Origin of the sequence: Erysipelatoclostridium sp. DFI.2.3, from assembly GCF_019132535.1 — a bacterium.
Taxonomy (GTDB): Bacteria; Bacillota_I; Bacilli_A; order Erysipelotrichales; family Erysipelotrichaceae; genus Clostridium_AQ; species Clostridium_AQ innocuum.
Genome location: NZ_JAHOOJ010000033.1, coordinates 1 through 17,399, shown reverse-complemented (window position 1 = coordinate 17,399; position 17,399 = coordinate 1). Strand labels below are relative to the sequence as shown.

General features: G+C 45.0%; 15 protein-coding genes. 2 read left to right on the top strand and 13 right to left on the bottom strand.

Annotation, left to right across the window (positions count from 1 at the left end; all coding sequences use genetic code 11):
• Nucleotides 1-362: 362 nt before the first annotated feature.
• The 7 genes from ftsX to KSZ58_RS20820 form a co-directional block, all read right to left on the bottom strand.
• On the bottom strand, nucleotides 363-1,271 hold the full coding sequence (gene ftsX / locus KSZ58_RS20850; protein WP_065532426.1) for a permease-like cell division protein FtsX: 909 nt from the start codon (nucleotides 1,269-1,271) through the stop codon (nucleotides 363-365).
• 276 nt (nucleotides 1,272-1,547) lie between these two features.
• A complete protein-coding gene (locus tag KSZ58_RS20845; RefSeq protein WP_008819685.1) occupies nucleotides 1,548-2,135 on the bottom strand; it encodes a biotin transporter BioY in 588 nt (195 codons plus the stop codon).
• Nucleotides 2,132-3,085 (bottom strand): biotin--[acetyl-CoA-carboxylase] ligase, encoded by a 954-nt coding sequence (locus KSZ58_RS20840; RefSeq protein WP_217752926.1) that lies wholly within the window; start codon nucleotides 3,083-3,085, stop codon nucleotides 2,132-2,134. The genes KSZ58_RS20845 and KSZ58_RS20840 overlap by 4 nt, the downstream gene beginning before the upstream one ends.
• Nucleotides 3,086-3,484: 399 nt before the next feature.
• On the bottom strand, nucleotides 3,485-5,038 hold the full coding sequence (locus KSZ58_RS20835) for a murein hydrolase activator EnvC (RefSeq protein ID WP_065530786.1): 1,554 nt from the start codon (nucleotides 5,036-5,038) through the stop codon (nucleotides 3,485-3,487).
• 160 nt (nucleotides 5,039-5,198) lie between these two features.
• On the bottom strand, nucleotides 5,199-6,095 hold the full coding sequence (locus tag KSZ58_RS20830) for an AraC family transcriptional regulator (protein ID WP_217752925.1): 897 nt from the start codon (nucleotides 6,093-6,095) through the stop codon (nucleotides 5,199-5,201).
• Between the two features lie 91 nt (nucleotides 6,096-6,186).
• Nucleotides 6,187-6,966 (bottom strand): iron export ABC transporter permease subunit FetB, encoded by a 780-nt coding sequence (gene fetB, locus KSZ58_RS20825; RefSeq protein ID WP_008819681.1) that lies wholly within the window; start codon nucleotides 6,964-6,966, stop codon nucleotides 6,187-6,189.
• Nucleotides 6,959-7,594: an ATP-binding cassette domain-containing protein gene (locus KSZ58_RS20820; protein WP_008819680.1), complete on the bottom strand. Its 636-nt coding sequence runs from the start codon at nucleotides 7,592-7,594 to the stop codon at nucleotides 6,959-6,961. The genes fetB and KSZ58_RS20820 overlap by 8 nt, the downstream gene beginning before the upstream one ends.
• A 104-nt stretch (nucleotides 7,595-7,698) precedes the next feature.
• Between KSZ58_RS20820 and KSZ58_RS20815 the strand changes: the two genes are divergently transcribed.
• Together KSZ58_RS20815 and KSZ58_RS20810 are read left to right on the top strand one after the other, a co-directional pair.
• On the top strand, nucleotides 7,699-8,574 hold the full coding sequence (locus KSZ58_RS20815) for a DMT family transporter (RefSeq protein ID WP_008819679.1): 876 nt from the start codon (nucleotides 7,699-7,701) through the stop codon (nucleotides 8,572-8,574).
• 99 nt (nucleotides 8,575-8,673) lie between these two features.
• On the top strand, nucleotides 8,674-8,820 hold the full coding sequence (locus KSZ58_RS20810) for a hypothetical protein (protein ID WP_002608036.1): 147 nt from the start codon (nucleotides 8,674-8,676) through the stop codon (nucleotides 8,818-8,820).
• Nucleotides 8,821-9,101: 281 nt separating this feature from the next.
• Here the strand turns inward: KSZ58_RS20810 and asnB are convergent, their stop codons facing one another.
• The 6 genes from asnB to KSZ58_RS20780 form a co-directional block, all read right to left on the bottom strand.
• On the bottom strand, nucleotides 9,102-10,937 hold the full coding sequence (gene asnB / locus KSZ58_RS20805; protein ID WP_044906797.1) for an asparagine synthase (glutamine-hydrolyzing): 1,836 nt from the start codon (nucleotides 10,935-10,937) through the stop codon (nucleotides 9,102-9,104).
• Nucleotides 10,938-11,029: 92 nt separating this feature from the next.
• A complete protein-coding gene (gene amrS / locus KSZ58_RS20800; RefSeq protein WP_217752924.1) occupies nucleotides 11,030-11,854 on the bottom strand; it encodes an AmmeMemoRadiSam system radical SAM enzyme in 825 nt (274 codons plus the stop codon).
• Nucleotides 11,838-13,157 (bottom strand): AmmeMemoRadiSam system protein A, encoded by a 1,320-nt coding sequence (gene amrA / locus KSZ58_RS20795; RefSeq protein ID WP_217752923.1) that lies wholly within the window; start codon nucleotides 13,155-13,157, stop codon nucleotides 11,838-11,840. The genes amrS and amrA overlap by 17 nt, the downstream gene beginning before the upstream one ends.
• Before the next feature lie 320 nt (nucleotides 13,158-13,477).
• Nucleotides 13,478-14,449 (bottom strand): rod shape-determining protein, encoded by a 972-nt coding sequence (locus KSZ58_RS20790; RefSeq protein ID WP_002608031.1) that lies wholly within the window; start codon nucleotides 14,447-14,449, stop codon nucleotides 13,478-13,480.
• A 679-nt stretch (nucleotides 14,450-15,128) separates the two neighbouring features.
• A complete protein-coding gene (locus KSZ58_RS20785) occupies nucleotides 15,129-16,130 on the bottom strand; it encodes a GGGtGRT protein (RefSeq protein ID WP_002608029.1) in 1,002 nt (333 codons plus the stop codon).
• 11 nt (nucleotides 16,131-16,141) lie between these two features.
• Nucleotides 16,142-16,834, bottom strand: a complete 693-nt coding sequence (locus KSZ58_RS20780) for an iron-sulfur cluster assembly scaffold protein (protein ID WP_002608028.1) — start codon at nucleotides 16,832-16,834, stop codon at nucleotides 16,142-16,144.
• Between the last annotated feature and the right edge of the window lie 565 nt (nucleotides 16,835-17,399).

Below are 17,399 nucleotides of genomic sequence, written 5' to 3'. Positions count from 1 at the left end.
GACATCACATACGATCAAAGGGGCAGAGAAAACACTATAGAAATCAAACGGTATCTGCGCAAAGGTAGGATAAATACAGGAAGAAGTATTCAAAAAAAGCAGTGTACGTTGCCCTGTGCTGTTTACAAAGTGCCTGGACAGGTGGCTATTGTATTGGTATGCCTGATTGCAGGTCCTAGTCATAAAATGAATAATATCGCAGACACTTTCCTTGCACATAAAAAAAAGAGGGAATTTCATACGATTTCATAGAAATCCGAATTCCCTTTTTCATAAGTAACTCGCTACTGGATCAAATCTGCGTGTACAATCTGTTTATGATAATTGCTTGTGTTATGACATACGGTTTCACAACGAATACATCAGCGTTTCCAATGCAGGTATCTGGTGGTGGAGAAAAAGCTTCCCACCAGGCCGACAAGAACGCCGATCAGGATTAAAATTCCTGATATCTCAAGTGTCATAGGAAATACCGTTTGCAGTACGAACATGTTGCTCATGAAGGTCCCGCCCAGGATGGTATATACATACTGATAGCCGAAAATTGTCAGCAGGACAGGAACCAGACTTCCCAGTATCCCGATGAAAACACCCTCCAGCATCATCGGAAATTTGATTGCCCAGTTGCTGGCCCCGACAAAACGCATAATGGCAATTTCCTGTTTTCGTGTATAAATAGACATTTTGATTTTATTGGATATCAGAAATACTGCAATCACAATCAGGAAGATAATGAAAATCATACCGCCTTCCCGGATTTTCTCAAAGGTGGAAATCATTCCACTTGTGGAATCTCCACCATATTCCGCAGATACGATCCCTTTCATATTTTCAATCTTATCCGCAGTTTTTTGAATATCCTTTCCGTTTTTTACCTCAATCAGAAACGTATCGCGAATCGGATTGGCTTTTCCCTCATACATATCGAACATAGTGGAATCATCCTGAAATTCCGCTTTATAATTTTCCAGTTCTTCTTTTCCGGTGGAAAGCGTTACATGCTTTACGGTATTCAGCTGTTCGATCGCATGAAGCAGCTGCTGCTTTTGCTTATCCTTTACAATGGTATCTATACTCGCACGTATGGTTACCTGCTGCTCGATATGCTTCGTAAAGCTGTTGAGATTGCTGGTCAGCAGCATGAATACCGATATCAGAATCAGTGTTATGGATACCGCAACGGATGCGGAAAATGTCAGTCCGAAATGCCGGACGATATTTTTATATGTCATTTTTAAATGGAATTTAATATATCTGTAAAGTTTTTTCATAGGCTTATCACTCATATTTCTCTTACCTAATAATGATACCCTAGCAAAAGTGGAATGTAAAGCAGTTTAAGAATTTGTAAGATTTGAAATTTCTTCATATGGAGAGGATGGATTCCTGTCACACGCATTCAGACGCTGGAAAAAGCATGTTACAGCCAGACAGACAGTCTGTTGATTTCCGATTCAGTCTACGGCAGGAAAGCATCTCAGCCGCTCGATTGTACATTTATTTTTCAGATGCAAAGAGCTGTTGGTAAGCATTTCTACTACAGCACCTTATTTCTGTATCTGCCTGGCATAGACCCTCTCCTGTTTTATACCACGGCATACGGCCACAGGGAAACGCAAAGCTACATATGCCGCAAGGATACTGCACAGGATATCTTTCGGTAAATCCAGAGGAAAGCAGGATAACAACAGAAGAGAAAATGAAATCTCCGTTCCCGTGTAGTAATTTAAAATCACATATTTATAAGCAAGTCCGATTCCATAGGTTGCCAGCAATCCTGCCAGTACAGCCAGAAAGCATGTCTTCCATTTTCTTTGCCCATGCTGCATAATCCAGCCGCTGCAAAATGCTGTGACGATAAAGCCAAGCAAAAACCCAAAGCTTGGACGCAGAACGTAGGAAATTCCTCCCCCTGCCGCAAATACCGGTATACCAAGCAAACCGATCAGCACATACAAGGCAGCGGAAAGAGCCCCCAGGCGCGCTCCCAGAAGCATACCAGCCATCAGGACAAAGAAAAACTGGAGCGTAAAATAATCAAAATTAGGCAGGGGAATTTGCAGAAAGGCACCTATGGCGATCAATGCCGTAAACAGAGAACACAGCGCCATCCTGACAGCTGTCATTTGCTTCATGCTGCCACCGCCTTTATGGAAACCTCACCTGAGCTGAGGATATGGGTTGTATCTTCACTTTCTACTATCAGATTTCCGGCATTGTTGATATCCTTTACATAACCACTGAGCTGCTTCCCGTTCTGCATCCAGCTAATCTGTTGATGTAAAACCACAGAGGCATCCCGATACTGCGCAAGCACACTGCTGTGCTCTTCCTTCTGCAGGGCTAAAAGCTCATTCACGATACAGGCAATCAGCTTATTTCGATTCACCGGATGCGTGCTCAGAGATACCGCAATATCCTTCAATTCCTCGGGAAATGTCATAGTGGAGGTATTAAGACCGATTCCGACAATGATGGCCTCCAGTCTGCCGCTTTCAAAATCACTGATGGCCTCGCAAAGAATCCCGCACAGCTTTTTTCCCTGATAGAAAATATCATTCACCCATTTTATCTGTGTATCAGTCTGATACAGTTGCTTCAATGCACGCTGCACAGCAACCGCAGCATAGATGGTAATCATAGAGGCATCAGACAGCTGCTGTGGCATCCGCAGCAGCAGGCTCATATAAATTCCGGTGCGCGATGGAGAATAAAACGGTCTTCCAAATCTGCCTCTGCCTGCACGTTGTTCTTCCGCGGCAATCAGAGTCAGATGCTCACTGCCGTTGATTGCCATTTTTTTCAGCAGCTGATTGGTGGAATCTACCTGTTCAAAGGTATATACCGGCAGCTTTTTTTTCAGGTAAACCGAGATTGCCTCAGCAGACAGCTTGTTTGAGGTCTCTGCCAGCTGATAGCCCTTGCGGGGAAAGGATGCTATTTCAAAGCCCTCCTCGTTCAGGGTATGAATCATTTTACATACGGCATTACGGCTGACATGCAATCGCTGTGCCAGCTTTTGTCCGGAAACCGGCTTTGTTCTGTTTTGCTCAAGTTCCCGTATCAATTCACTTCGTATCGACATCGTAACAGCTCCTTTTCTCGATACTTAGAATATCAAACTTCATCATATTTGTAAACCTATATTTTAAAAAAGGTTTACTTGATAGATGACTTTTTTTCCGATATCAGCTTGTTACTTGTACCTCACAGAAAGAAATTTGTTCTTATAACGGTGTACATGAATTTTCTAAAAGGGCTTATCATCATAATGAAAACAAAGCGTCCTCGTACTGGTCATTACGATTTCCTTGATGATGCAAAAACGGCTCTTCGTCGCTATATGTATTAAGCCATATAGATATCCTTCGATAAAGTATGTGAAAAAGCCATTGCATTCAGCGGGATACAGATTAAGAAAGGATACTCAGCAAACTGAAACAGAAAAAAGGACAGCCTAGATAAGCTGTCCTCTCTAACATATCTAACGCAACCAGTAATTTTCCGGTTTCTCCCGGCATGGTGCTGAGCCGCATGCATTCGGTGCATCCGCATTCCAGCCGGTACCAAATGTCAAATCTCCTGTACGGTTAAACTGATTTAATGCAGCCGTCATCGTCATGGAACCAACGCGTATGATTTCAACATGGCAATGCGGACCGAAGCTGTTACCGGAGCTTCCGGAATATCCCATAACCTGTCCCTGGTTCACACGCTGCCCCACACTTACCGCAACTGAGCTTAAGTGATAGAACGGCATAGCATATACGACACCGTTTACCCTTGTAAGAAGCGCAACGTTGTTTCCGCCGCCTGCCGGAATACCACACCAGTTATTCAAGGCGCCATAGCCGCAGCCCTGATATGTATGAATGATGATACCGTTTGCCGGTGCTACAACCGGAATCCCTGTCGTTGAGCCGGTAGAGAAATCCATTCCCATATGTCCACCGCCGCCCGGGTATTCCCAGGTTCCTGCTTCATAATGCCAGCCGCTTTGCAGCGGGGCGATAAAGCTGGAGCTTTGTGCCGTACCGCCGGAAGAACCGTTATTTGAGTTATTTCCGCTGTTCCCGCCGGAATTTCCACTGTTGCCCTTATCCGGATCGGTATTTCCATTATCCGTATTCCCGTCACTGGAATTACCGTTATCTGTATTCCCGCTGTTACCTGTTTCATTCCCACCGTTCTGTGGAGTATCCGGTTTTTCCGGCTGCTGCTCAGGCTCATCAAAATCAGCGGCCAGCGACAGATCCACCTTCGGCAGATTTGCCTGTGCCATCTGTGCCTCACGCTTCTGTGTAGCAAGATTTGCTTCCTTTGCGTGATAATCGCTCAGCAAATCCTTTTTCACCTCATTCAGCGCTTCCACCTTGGCCTTGCTGGATTTTACATCCTTCTGCTGAACAACAAGAAGCTCCTTCTGTTCTTCCACAATCTTACGATCCTGATCCAGCTTTTTCTTTTCCTTATTCAATGTTTTGATCTGCTCGTTTTCATATCTGTTCAGCTCGCCTACGATTTCCGTTCTTCTCAGCAGATCCGTAAAGCTGGTGGAGCCCATCAAAAAATCAATATAATAATTACTGCCGGTATAGGCCTGCATTTCCAAAAGACGCGCACGCATCTGCTTGTCGCGCTCCTTGATGCTATCCTCTTTTTCCTTAATCTGTTTCTTCAGGTCACTGATCGAGCTCTGTGTCTGGTCAATACTAGCCTGTATACTGCTGATTTCTTTTTCATAGCTCGCGATTTTCTTATTGTTATCCGCAATCAGCTTGCTGACCTTTTCCACATCGCCCTTAACACTGGCAATCTGACTCTTAATATCACTGATTTCCTTATCCAGATTATCGGATTTGCTTTGCAGATAATCCTTGTATCTGCTGCACTCCTCCTGTGTTTTCGTATCCTTGATGACTGCACATTTGGCATTCATCTCACTTTCTCTTCCTTCGAAACTCTCTGCTTTCAGAAGGCCTGCATTACTAATCAGCAATGCACCGCTGACAAACAGAGCTGCATATTTCTTTTTCATTTGCGCATACCTCCCTACCTGAATTACAGATATAATATGATACTGCCTGTATGTATATGATAACGTAAGCACTTTAAAAAGTAAAGAAAAAACACTGCTGATTCCCGCCTGTATCAGACTGAAAAAAACAGTGTTGTAAAGGTATTGCTGCACAGCTTCTTTACAGGGTTAAGGAATCTGATATTTTCACCCACAGCTGCAGCCTGCAATCCTCCTGCTTCGGACGGATATAGCGCTGTATGAGAAATGCATCACATGCATAGCCATGTCTTGGCAGCCATACCTCAAACAGATAGGCGCTTGCCTTATACAATGCCTTCTGTACGAGTTCTTCAAAGCTTTCCGCCTCATATTCACAGACAGCATAGGTGCCCACAGGCATTTCAAAGGCGGTATATCCCTTTACCGGCTCTGCCGTATGAACAGCGGCCATATATGTGAAGGCTCCCGGTGTTTGTGAAGGCGTCAGAATATCATTTCCTTCATCAAGAGCAGCATGCTGCAGTACATCATCCTGTTCCAAGCGATCCCAGAGTGCCACCAGCGTATTCTCCTTCGGCTGTGCAATTTTAGCACTTTCATCCTCTTTTGTGTAGCCGCTGAACCACAGTGGTTCCTTTTGTACTCTGCGTTGAATTTCCAGAACCATATCGTCACAGATCAAAGGCACACCTTCATCCACCAGGGTATATTGCATACGCAGCTCCGGCTTAATCACATGATCCAGATGGATATCCGATGATGCACGATACTCCGCCGGAGACATTCCATAGCACTGCCGAAATGCTCTGGTTAAGGTACTGTGACTGGAAAATCCGCATTGCATTGCAATGTCCATGATTTTTCCGTTATCCGCCTTCAACAGTCCTGCCGCCATTTTCAGCCGTACACTGCGCAGATACTCACTGACCGTATATCCTGTCAGTCGGTAAAACAGCCGCTGATAGTAAAACCTCGACAGATGCGCAATTGACGAAAAATGTTCGATTGTCAGCTCCTCCTCATAATGCTCCTCCATATAATCCAGGGTCTTCTGTATTGCTTCCCATGCCTGCATAAGCATCACCTCCACCTAGAGTATACGGCAAACACATCGTCTTCCGCTTTCCACGGAATGCCCTGTATAAGGATACAGCAAGGAATGAATATTATTTTAAAGAAGCATGACGAGTAAAAAACGTCTTATATCCCAGAGTCACAAAGACAACAACAGTAACAGCCGTACATCCCAGGATTGCAAGCATAATACCAATCTGATACTTGATCGCCGTCAAGGGGAAGGTTCCGGACAGCATCTGACCCGTCATCATACCGGGAAGTGATACAATCCCCATTGTCATCATATTGTTCATGGTTGGCAGAATGGCGCTGTCAAAGGCATCATTTACTTCCTCATGAGCAGCAAGCTTTGGAGATGCTCCCAGCATCAGTGAATTTTCAATCTTCTCCCGGTGATCCTGCATATTTGCACAAAGACGGTTTGCACCCAGCGCGATACCGGTCATGGAATTGCCGATAATCATACCGGAAATCGGTATAAAATACTGCGGATTGAACCAAGGGCGAACCTGCAGTACCAGCAGCATAAAGACAACTGCCGTACAGAGATAGCCGATCGTCATAGAAACACCCATCAGCCGCTTTACATCATCGCTCATATCATAGCGGACTCTTTTTGCGGCATTGTAGATGGCAAAGCCAAGCATGATCAGCAGCATGAGAAGTGTAAGCCACCAGCTTGGATTTTTAAATACATAGAGCAGTATATACCCCATAATCGTCAGCTGTACTGTCATTCGCGTAGTAGCAATCAGAATCATGTTCTCCCTGCGAATACCTCTTGCACGAAAGATGATAAGCAAAAGCAATACAAAGATATAGGCGATGGCCAGATTAACAATGGAAAGATCCATAACGGAATCATTCATACACATACCCCCTCGTATCACCGTTTTCAATACGCAAAAGACTCTTCGGATACTTTGCCGATACCTCTGCGGAATGCGTAACCATGATCAGCTGCCGCTTTCGTTCTGTCACAAAGTGTACAAGATTCTCAATGACAAAGCTCTCCGTTTCCTTATCCAGAGCCGAGCTTGGCTCATCCACCAGATAGACCTCTGCATCCATCAGCATCACCCGCGCCAGGCAAAGCCGCTGTTTTTCTCCCCCTGACAAACGCTCACAGCTCTCCTGCAGCTCCTTATGCAAATCCACTTTTTCCAGGTATTCCTTCAGCTTTTGCTTCGTGGCAGGAAGCCGGCCGCTCAGTCGTAATCCGATTTGAAGATTTTCCTCGATATCTCCCGGATAGATCACCGGTGTCTGCCCCAGCATGACGACCCTTCTTCGCAGCTCCATCGGATTCAGTTTCTGAATATCCTCCCCATTGTACAAAATCGTTCCCTGTTCAGCCTCATTCAAACGATTCAACAGACGCAGCATCGTTGTTTTTCCACTGCCACTGGGGCCAATGATGCAGGTAACACAGCGGTCCAGACATACATGCTGTATATGAAGAATATGCTTAAATGTAACATTATTCAGTTCAAACATAATTTCCCGTATCCTTTCTTTACATTTTTAGAATACCATAAGTTGAAAAATACTTCCACACATATACCATATGATATATAATAGGATGACGTGAGGGTGATACAATGCATACAAAAGGTATTCTATATACAGTCTTATCTGCTGTTTTATTCGGCATCACACCGCTGATCACAAGAGCGGTTTACGGATACGGTGCCAACTCCATGACCGTGGTATTTTACCGGTCTCTATTCGTTATTCCCATGCTTGCGGCAATCATGAAGGGCAGGCACATCTCCTTTTCCATTTCTGCACACGATCTGCGCAATACCGGTATCATTGCCATCTTCGGAAGCGGACTGACAACCATTCTGCTGTTTACCTCCTATTCCTATATTGATGTCGGCTGTGCGACAACACTGCATTTTCTATATCCGGTATTTGTTTCGCTGCTCTGCTTTGCTGTATATCACGAAATACTCAGCAGGCGTAAGCTTACGGCACTCTCTCTTGCACTGCTGGGAGCACTTTGCTTTTTCGATCTGAGCAATTCCGGCAGCATGCTGGGTCTGTTATTGGCAGCAGGCTCAGGACTTACCTACGCCTTTTACATGGTTCAGCTGGAGAAAACACGGCTTTCTCATCAGAATGCCTATAAAATATCCTTTTATCTTGCCATCTTTATCTTGCTTGAAACACTTGTGTATCATTTGCTGTTTTCCTCCATACAATTTATTCTGCCATGGAATGCATACGGGCTGATTCTTCTGCTATCGCTGGTGTCCAGCTTTCTTGCTGTGGTTTTGCTGCAGAAGGGGATTCAATACCTTGGCTCCAGTACAGCGTCACTGTTTTGTCTGTTTGAACCGGTTACCTCAGTTGTCTGCGGCGCCCTGTTTCTAAAGGAAGCCCTGACACCGGCAAAGATCATAGGATGCTGCATTATCTTTACAGCACTGATCATCATGAGCAGGGAACAGCATACAGCGGCTTCTTCTTAAGTTTTCTTAAAATTCACCCAATTTTGCATGATGATATGGGAATCGGTAAAAACTATGATATAATGAAAACAGAAAACAGCTTATTTATGAAGGAGTCCCATGGAACCATTGAACCTTGCCAGTATAGCAGAAATCGGCGGTAAATACACGTCGCAGCGAAGTGAAATCATTTCCTATATACTTATCGCCCTGTGTGCAGTTGCTTTTGTATATCTGATCATACATCAGATACGCTCACACAAATAAATCACTTTGATACTCACAGCGCATTCTCCATATGTGAATGCGCTTTTTATATTGTTTGGAAACAGTACACTGCACTTCCGGCTACGTACATGCCTGCAAAAAAAGCAGTGATTGGATATTTCCGGTTCTTTCTTACTTTAGGGTGTTTGCAAAAGGAAGACTTCAACTTCTATTGTAACTACAATAGTACTGAAGTCTTCCTATGTTAAGTTTACCCACAATCGAGAAAGAACCATATTTCCTTCCTCACTGCTTTTTCATCCATTATGCGTTTACAGCTTCTAAACCTGAATCTGAACGTGATACTTTTTCAGCCAGTAATTCACCTGCAGCAGATATGCAATGGTCTGCGGTGTATTCATAAGCTGTCCATACCATGGAATCGAGCGATCCTCACGCAGCAGCTCCTGCAGCTTTTCTCTTTTTACGAGTTGCAGCAGAGGCTCATTTCCCTGTGCAAGAAGCTCCTGCATCTGTCTGCTGACAAGCTCACGGTATTTCGGATGCCAGGTCTTCGGATACGGGCTTTTTTTCCGCCAGAGCACCTCATCCGGAAGCAGACCCTTGACTGCTTCCCGCAGCAATCCCTTTTCATAGCCCTGATAATCCTTGAATTCCCATGGAACGCTATACAGATATTCCGCAATACGCATGTCACAGAAGGGTACCCGTACCTCCAGGGAATTGTACATGGACATACGGTCTTTGCGATCCAGCAGCGTCTGCATGAACCATTTCATATTCAGATTCACCATTTCACGAAGGCGCCTTTCTTCCTTTGTGCGATTGCACAGGATATCACTTTGCTTCAGTGTCTCCTGATAGCGCTGATCGACATAGGTGACTGCGTTGATTTGCTCCGCAAGCTCCTCGTTCAGAAAGCCCATGCGGTATTTTGTGGATTGTGCCCATGGAAAGCCATAGGTGGCGCGAATCTTCGGATCGCGGTACCACGGATAACCGCCGAATATCTCATCCGCACACTCTCCGGACAAGGCAACCGTACAGTATTTGCGTATTTCCTTACAGAACAGCAGTAAGGAGCTGTCCACATCTGCCATACCGGGTAAATCTCTGGCATCCACTGCCGTATACAATGCGTCAACCAAATCCTCTGTTTTCAGAACAATATTGTGGTGATCACTTTGCAGAAAGCTCTGCATAACCTCAATATAATGCTGATCGGAATTAGGCTGAAATTTTGTTGAGTGGAAGTATTTCTCATTATCCTCATAGTTTACCGAAAAGGTGTGCAGTGTTTTTCCCTGCTTTTTGAATTCCCTAGCTGCCACTGCAGATATGATACTGGAATCCAGCCCCCCTGAGAGAAACGTTGCGACATCCACATCGGCGATCAGCTGCCGCCGTATGGAATCTGTCACAAGATCATGCACCGTCTGTACCGTAGTCGCAAAATCATCCGGATGCTCTCTATCCTGTAAGTGGAAATAGGTTGTCAGCCGCATCCCCTTGTGGTCATACCATGCATACTGTCCCGGCTTAAGCTCCCGTATATTATGAAATACACCATAGCCCGGTGTTCTGCCCGGACCGAGCAGCATGATTTCCGCAATGCCGTCTGCATGCAGAATCGCAGGGATTTGCGGATGCGCCAGCAGTGCCTTCATTTCCGAAGCAAACAGCATCGCCCCTTCCTGCAGCGTATAAAACAGCGGCTTTACTCCCATACGATCTCTTGCCATAAACAATCTGTGTGCTTTTTTATCCCATACGGCAAAGGCGAAGATGCCGTTCAGCCTTTCCACCACGGTTTCCTTCCACTCTATAAAGGCCTGTAACAGCACCTCCGTATCGCTGGTTTCCTGAAATGCATATCCCTTTTTCTGCAATTCTCTTCGCAGCTCCTCCGTATTATACAGCTCCCCGTTATACACCATTACGTAGCGGGGGTCGCTTTTCAGCTGCATAGGCTGTTTTCCATGCTGCAAGTCCATAACACTCAGTCGTGCATGCAGCAGAGTAACCGCCTCATCCGTATATATATTCTGCTGATCAGGTCCTCGTCGTTTCATCGTATCCAGCATGTCTTCCACCGCCTGCTGATTTCGATACTTCATCCGGTGTTCCCCGTCTACGATTCCTGCAATACCACACATAAGCCGTCCTCCTTAAAAAAGGGGTCCTCCCCGTTACAGAAGAACACCCTTGTTCCATAGTAGTATATGCATGTTTTCATGTTTGTTTCCTGTCATATATTTCCAGCATAGACATATTGCAGCCATCCGGATGCCGCTTTCACCGCCTCCAAGATCAGCTGCTTTGCTGTAGGCTGCTCCCCGCGCATGTGATACATGGGAAAAAACCTTGTTAAATGGAGCGGTATATCCGGATGCAAAGAAGCAAGCCATGCCGCTTCCTCCTCGATTCGATCTACATCATCATGCAGTCCCGGCACCATAAGGGAGGTGATTTCAACATGTGTATGCTGAACAGCCAGCTCCACACTGCGGCGTACGGCTGTAAAATCTCCCTGCAGTCTGCGATAGCCCTCCTCATCAAAGGCCTTCACATCGATATTCATTGCATCGACATAGGGCAGCAGCTCAAGCAGCATCTGCTCCTGTATACAGCCATTTGTAACAATGACGTTTTTCAGCCCGTGCTGCCGTGCCAGCTTGCAGCAGGCAAGAACAAATTCAAAGTTGATCAAAGGCTCATTATACGTATAAGCGATACCGATATTGCCCCTCTGCTTCTGCTGCAGGGCAATGTCCACAAGCTTTTGCGGCTGTAGCCGAACACAAAATGCAGCGTCCTCCTGCATTGAAATCTCATAATTCTGACAGAACGGACAACGCATATTACAGCCCATGCTGCCAATTGACATAATCTGTGAGCCCGGATGGAAACGGCGAAGCGGTTTCTTCTCAATCGGGTCAAGAGCCATGGATGATATCTTCCCGTAGGCAGTGGAAACAATACGGCCGTTTCTGCATGTTCTTACACCGCAGAATCCACGTTTTCCCTCCGGTATAAGGCACCTATGCGGACAAAGCTCACATACGGCACTCATGGTGACGGACAACCTCAAAGCGTTCCAGCAAAAACGGCTCATCCGGATCCATACCGGCCTTGTTTAATGCAATACTGATTTGCTGAAGCGGTGTATCCACCCCCTCCAGATCAGGAAGCAGTAAGCCCCGGCGATGCTCGTCACTGACAATTACTCCATATCGCCTGACATCCAGCTGCTCCAGACTGTCAATCTGCTCAGCCTCCTTCAATACATCCACACTGTATTCCAGATAGGGCAGCTCCTTTTCCTCAACCGGAAGAAACCTAGGATCTCTGGTACCTGCGGATATTGCATTGGAAATGATCTCCTGTGCCAGATTTTCCTGTACCGGTGCAATTGTACCGATGCATCCGCGCAGCTCACCGAATTTTTTCAGAGAGACAAAGACGCCGCCCCGGCAGGTAAGCAGGTCTTTGGGCAGAGATTTCCGTAACGGCAGCTCTGTACGTGAACGAATGTATACCTCCAGTGATTCCCGGGCAAGTGCGACATACGGATCCTTTTTCAATACGCTGATGATTGCCGTTGCGTAACCCACACCGAACGGTCCCTCATAGGATAAAAATTGAGAATCAATGGGATATGCCTGCAGCACACCATGCAGCATCACAAATGCAGGATAGCCGCAGTTTGCACTCTCTTCGATGATTTGCTCATCCATAGTCAGCAAGCGTGCATAATCATTGCTTTTAATAATATCTACGATCTGTTCATCAAATACAGGCCCCATCGGATGAAATCCATACGGTCCGTCCTCCTTCAGCTTATGAGATAGATCTCCGCTGGCAATTACTGCAACATTGCGCTGTGATTCATCAATAACTCTGCGCAGACAGTTTCCAAAGGCCACCTGTGTATCACGATCCAGTCCGCTGACTGAAATACGCACAAGCCGAAAATCAGTGTATTCCTGTAAAATAAAATGCAGCGGCACCATGGTTCCATGATCCAGTGTCTGACTCTGCTCTCCCAGCGTACCGGCCGGCAGTCCCTGGGAAGCTGCCGCATGACAGAGCATATCGACAAAATCTTCATCGTACAACACCTTCATATCCACATCCTTCACACCGAAGGCCTCAAAGCTGCCAAACGCCTGTGCGCCATCGGATATCTGAATATAGTCCCGATAGCTTGGGGCATGCGGAGAAAACACAACGATTGTCTGCGGCTTTGCAGACGCTATATCATGGGCAATCATGCGATAGGCATTCACTGTATTCTGAATAACCCGCTCCTGCCCCCTGCCGATTTCCGAAAGGATAATCGGAGGGTGCGGAACGATATATGCTTTACTTAACATCGTATCACTTCCTTTATCTCCATTATACACATTCTCCTTCAATTTTTAAACCTTCGCCGTCAAAAGAAGCGTTCATTTCCATGTGCAGGGCTAGTGTTCACCGTGAATTTAGAATAAAGCCTGAAATCACGGTATGAAAGGGAATTTGCATAGTATAACGAACATCAGAAAGACAGCACTTATATATTTATAAAGCCCGTTGCATATCCAGAGTTCCCTCTTTATACAGGCATCCGCAACAACTGCTTTCTTCCTTTTTTTCAGCAGTTGAATAGAAAACTAAAAAGAACCGCAGCCCGCGGTTCTTATAGGATATGCAATTATAAATTCTGAAGCATAATGGTACAGCCGTCTACAACGCATTTCAATGCATTTTCAGCAACATATACAGGAATTTGAAGCTCATTGCGCATCAGCTGATCCAGATTTTTCAATAATGCACCGCCTCCGGTAAGGACAAGCCCATGCTGAACAATATCCGCTGCCAGCTCCGGTGGTGTCACCTCCAGAATCGTCTTCGTGGCATGAACGATTTCCTGTAAGCTGCTTCTTATGTAGCTTTCCACCTCATTGCTGTTGATGTCAATGGAATGTGGCAGCCCGGTTTCCACATCACGTCCTGAAATGGTAATGGTTTCCGGTTCTTTAACAACCAGCGCATTCGCAATACGGCGTTTGATTTCATCCGCCGTCTGTTCACCGATATACATTTTCTTCTGAATGCGTACATTTTCCAGAATATCCTGTGTAATCTTATTTCCTGCAGTTTTGATTGAGGTAGAGCATACGATATCCCCAAGAGAAAGCACTGCAATATCGCTCGTACCTCCCCCGATATCCAGCACCATATTTCCACTTGCCTTACCGATATCCAGTCCTGCACCGAGTGCTGCTATTTTAGGTTCCTCTTCCAGATATACCTTTTTTGCTCCGGCACGGTATGCACAGTCCCGGATTGCATTTTTTTCAACAGAAGTGATTTTTGTCGGATGACAAATTAAAATCACGTTCTTTTTAAACATGCCCTTTAGGTCGCATTTCTTTAGAAAATAGTTCAGCATCATGTCAGTTGCCTCAAAGTCAGCAACCACACCGTCCTTTAACGGACGGATACATATCATGTTTTTCGGTGTACGTCCCAGCATATCTCTCGCATCAAGACCTGCCGCTATACATTTCTTAGTTGTAGCATCTACTGTAATGATGGAAGGTTCATCCACCAGGATTCCTTTGTTATCTACACAAATGAGTAAATTTGTTGTTCCCAAGTCAATTCCAATTTTTCTTGCCATGTTTAACCTTCTTTCATATCCTGCATTGTCGAATTTCCAATAATAATATACCATTTCTTACCAGTAAAAGCAAAGAAACAAGAATCTTTTTGATAAATTTTTACTTTTACAAACTTAGCCATAGATAAAAACCCCTTCTATGTGTCTCAGTATGCCCAAAAACCGCTCGTGCAAACCAATACAGTCTTATGAACAGGAAGAAAAATTGGAAGCAGAAACCAGCGCAGCCAATGAAACATCATAGAATACCGATAAAATTACAGATATCAGAAAACCGGCTTTTGGATACTGCAATACACCGTATTGCGAAGTCAGCTGAAGGACATCCTGCATATAGTTTACGGTAACTGTCAGCCACGGTTACCGCCTGCTCACAAATGGTATCAATCCGTATGCAGCAGGTTACCGCAGACAAGCCTTAAGCCAGGAAAGTTTGGCGAAGGAAATGGATAATTTCGTAGTCCAGATAAAAAAGACAGCTTCATCATTTTAAGTCTGTGCTTCCCTCTTATGGGCCCTGTGTTCAGGAGATGATTAGAAAGCAGGAACCATTGAAAATAGCATTCGCTCCTGTTGCCTAAGCAGAAACACAGATGTATGAATAATGTAGGAATGCTGTAGGTACTGCCATTGTCCCACAAATGAAAAAAAGCCCTTTTTCAAAGGCTTTCTTGTTTATTTATTTGTTCATTGCTTCAGAAACAGCTACAGCTACAGCAACACTGGCACCAACCATAGGGTTGTTACCCATACCGATCAGACCCATCATTTCTACGTGAGCAGGAACAGAAGAGGAACCGGCAAACTGTGCATCAGAGTGCATACGTCCCATTGTGTCTGTCATACCATAGGAAGCAGGACCAGCAGCCATGTTATCCGGATGCAGAGTACGTCCGGTACCACCACCGCTTGCTACAGAGAAGTATTTCTTGCCCTGTTCGATACATTCTTTCTTGTATGTACCTGCAACCGGGTGCTGGAAACGTGTAGGGTTCGTAGAGTTACCAGTGATGGAAACATCAACACCCTCGTGATGCATAACTGCAACACCTTCACGAACATCGTCCACACCATAGCAGTTTACAGCAGCTCTTTCTCCCTGAGAATAAGCCGTTCTGGACAGCTCTTTCAGTTCTCCTGTGAAGTAGTCAAACTGAGTTTCTACATAGGTAAATCCGTTGATACGGGAAATGATCTTTGCAGCATCCTTTCCCAAACCATTCAGGATAACACGCAGCGGTTCTTTACGAGCCTTGTTTGCATTACGTGCAATACCGATAGCACCCTCAGCAGCAGCAAAGCTTTCGTGTCCTGCAAGGAATGCGAAACATTTTGTTTCATCGCTCAGCAGCATAGCAGCCAGGTTACCATGCCCGATACCAACCTTGCGGTCATCTGCAACGGATCCAGGAATACAGAAGCTCTGCAGACCTTCACCCAGTGATTTTGCTACTTCATATGCGCTCTTGTCGCCTTTTTTGATTGCGATTGCAGCACCAGCGATGTAAGCCCAGCAAGCATTCTCAAAACAGATTGGCTGGATTTCCTTCACGATGTTGTATACATCTACACCTAAATCGTCACACAGTTTTTTTGCTTCTTCGATAGAAGAAATACCATATGAGTTTAAAACTTTATTGATCGTATCAATACGTCTTTCGTAACTTTCAAATAATGCCATGATTTTTCCTCCTATTCGTGTCGCGGGTCGATGTACTTAACAGCATCTGCGTAACGACCGTATGTTTTCTTAGCGTTGTTTAAAGCTTCTTCAGCGTTTACACCCTTCTTGACAGCATCCATGAAGACACCCATGTTTACATATTCGTAACCGATGATTTCCCCATTTTCGTCAAGACCCATTTTCAGAATATATCCTTCTGCAAGATCCAGGTAACGAGGTCCCTTAACCTTGGTAGAGTAAACAGTACCAACCTGAGAACGGGTTCCCTTACCTAAGTCTTCCAGACCAGCTCCTACAGGAAGTCCGTTTTCAGAGAATGCAGACTGTGTACGTCCATAGACGATCTGTAAGAACAATTCACGCATAGCAGTGTTGATTGCGTCACAAACAAGGTCTGTATTAACAGCTTCCAGCAGTGTCTTTCCAACAATTGCTTCACTCGCCATAGCAGCAGAGTGAGTCATACCGGAGCATCCGATTGTTTCAATCAGTGCTTCCTCAATAATACCTTCTTTTACATTTAATGTCAGTTTGCAGGCACCCTGCTGAGGAGCACACCAGCCAATACCGTGTGTCAAACCAGAGATGTCTTTGATTTCTCTTGAATAAACCCATTTTCCTTCTTCAGGAATAGGTGCACATCCATGGCTCGCACCACACTTTACAGTGCACATGTTTTCAACTTCTTTTGAATAAATCATGTCATTTCTCCTTTCTCATAATCCATGATAGATTTACCTTTATGCCACCTTCCCCTTCAGGAAAGCTGTAGCTGCTTCTGCAATGTCATCTCCTCTATCAAACAACATTTGCAAGTGCGGATATGTACGGTTTTCTTATTCGTGCAATATTTCACAAGAAATCGTTACCCACCATTTTATTGTAATTCTTTTCCATGACTATGTCAATGCTTACCATCGTTTTTAGCCCGTAAACAAGCAAGAAAATTGACTGTCCACAGACATGATAAATGAGGATGCAGATATAAAATACGAGGACTTCTTTTGCGGTATCGTATAATATTCCTACCTGCATGCTTGATTTCCCCTGCATAAACTGCTTGCATACAGCTGCCTCGTTATCGAGATCAAAAAAAAGGGATGCTTATCCCTTTACCAACTCCTGTATTTGCTTTGCGGCGGGTATCCAAAATATTTGGGGGGCTAAACTTTAGGGGTCAATTTAGGGGTCTGAACTTTGAGGGACACTTTAGGGGGATAAATCCCAAAAGAAACAGGTGGCATTCATCTGTTTCTTTTTCTATAA

What these genes read in the sequence shown, in the direction of transcription:
- amrA (WP_217752923.1), bottom strand. Translation starts at nt 13,157, where the DNA reads ATGTTAAGTAAAGCATATATCGTTCCGCACCCTCCGATTATCCTTTCG.
- KSZ58_RS20785 (WP_002608029.1), bottom strand. Translation starts at nt 16,130, where the DNA reads ATGGCATTATTTGAAAGTTACGAAAGACGTATTGATACGATCAATAAA.
- fetB (WP_008819681.1), bottom strand. Translation starts at nt 6,966, where the DNA reads ATGAATGATTCCGTTATGGATCTTTCCATTGTTAATCTGGCCATCGCC.
- KSZ58_RS20835 (WP_065530786.1), bottom strand. Translation starts at nt 5,038, where the DNA reads ATGAAAAAGAAATATGCAGCTCTGTTTGTCAGCGGTGCATTGCTGATT.
- KSZ58_RS20780 (WP_002608028.1), bottom strand. Translation starts at nt 16,834, where the DNA reads ATGATTTATTCAAAAGAAGTTGAAAACATGTGCACTGTAAAGTGTGGT.
- amrS (WP_217752924.1), bottom strand. Translation starts at nt 11,854, where the DNA reads ATGAGTGCCGTATGTGAGCTTTGTCCGCATAGGTGCCTTATACCGGAG.
- asnB (WP_044906797.1), bottom strand. Translation starts at nt 10,937, where the DNA reads ATGTGTGGTATTGCAGGAATCGTAGACGGGGAACACCGGATGAAGTAT.
- KSZ58_RS20820 (WP_008819680.1), bottom strand. Translation starts at nt 7,594, where the DNA reads ATGTTTGAACTGAATAATGTTACATTTAAGCATATTCTTCATATACAG.
- KSZ58_RS20810 (WP_002608036.1), top strand. Translation starts at nt 8,674, where the DNA reads ATGGAACCATTGAACCTTGCCAGTATAGCAGAAATCGGCGGTAAATAC.
- KSZ58_RS20840 (WP_217752926.1), bottom strand. Translation starts at nt 3,085, where the DNA reads ATGTCGATACGAAGTGAATTGATACGGGAACTTGAGCAAAACAGAACA.
- KSZ58_RS20790 (WP_002608031.1), bottom strand. Translation starts at nt 14,449, where the DNA reads ATGGCAAGAAAAATTGGAATTGACTTGGGAACAACAAATTTACTCATT.
- ftsX (WP_065532426.1), bottom strand. Translation starts at nt 1,271, where the DNA reads ATGAAAAAACTTTACAGATATATTAAATTCCATTTAAAAATGACATAT.
- KSZ58_RS20830 (WP_217752925.1), bottom strand. Translation starts at nt 6,095, where the DNA reads ATGCAGGCATGGGAAGCAATACAGAAGACCCTGGATTATATGGAGGAG.
- KSZ58_RS20845 (WP_008819685.1), bottom strand. Translation starts at nt 2,135, where the DNA reads ATGAAGCAAATGACAGCTGTCAGGATGGCGCTGTGTTCTCTGTTTACG.
- KSZ58_RS20815 (WP_008819679.1), top strand. Translation starts at nt 7,699, where the DNA reads ATGCATACAAAAGGTATTCTATATACAGTCTTATCTGCTGTTTTATTC.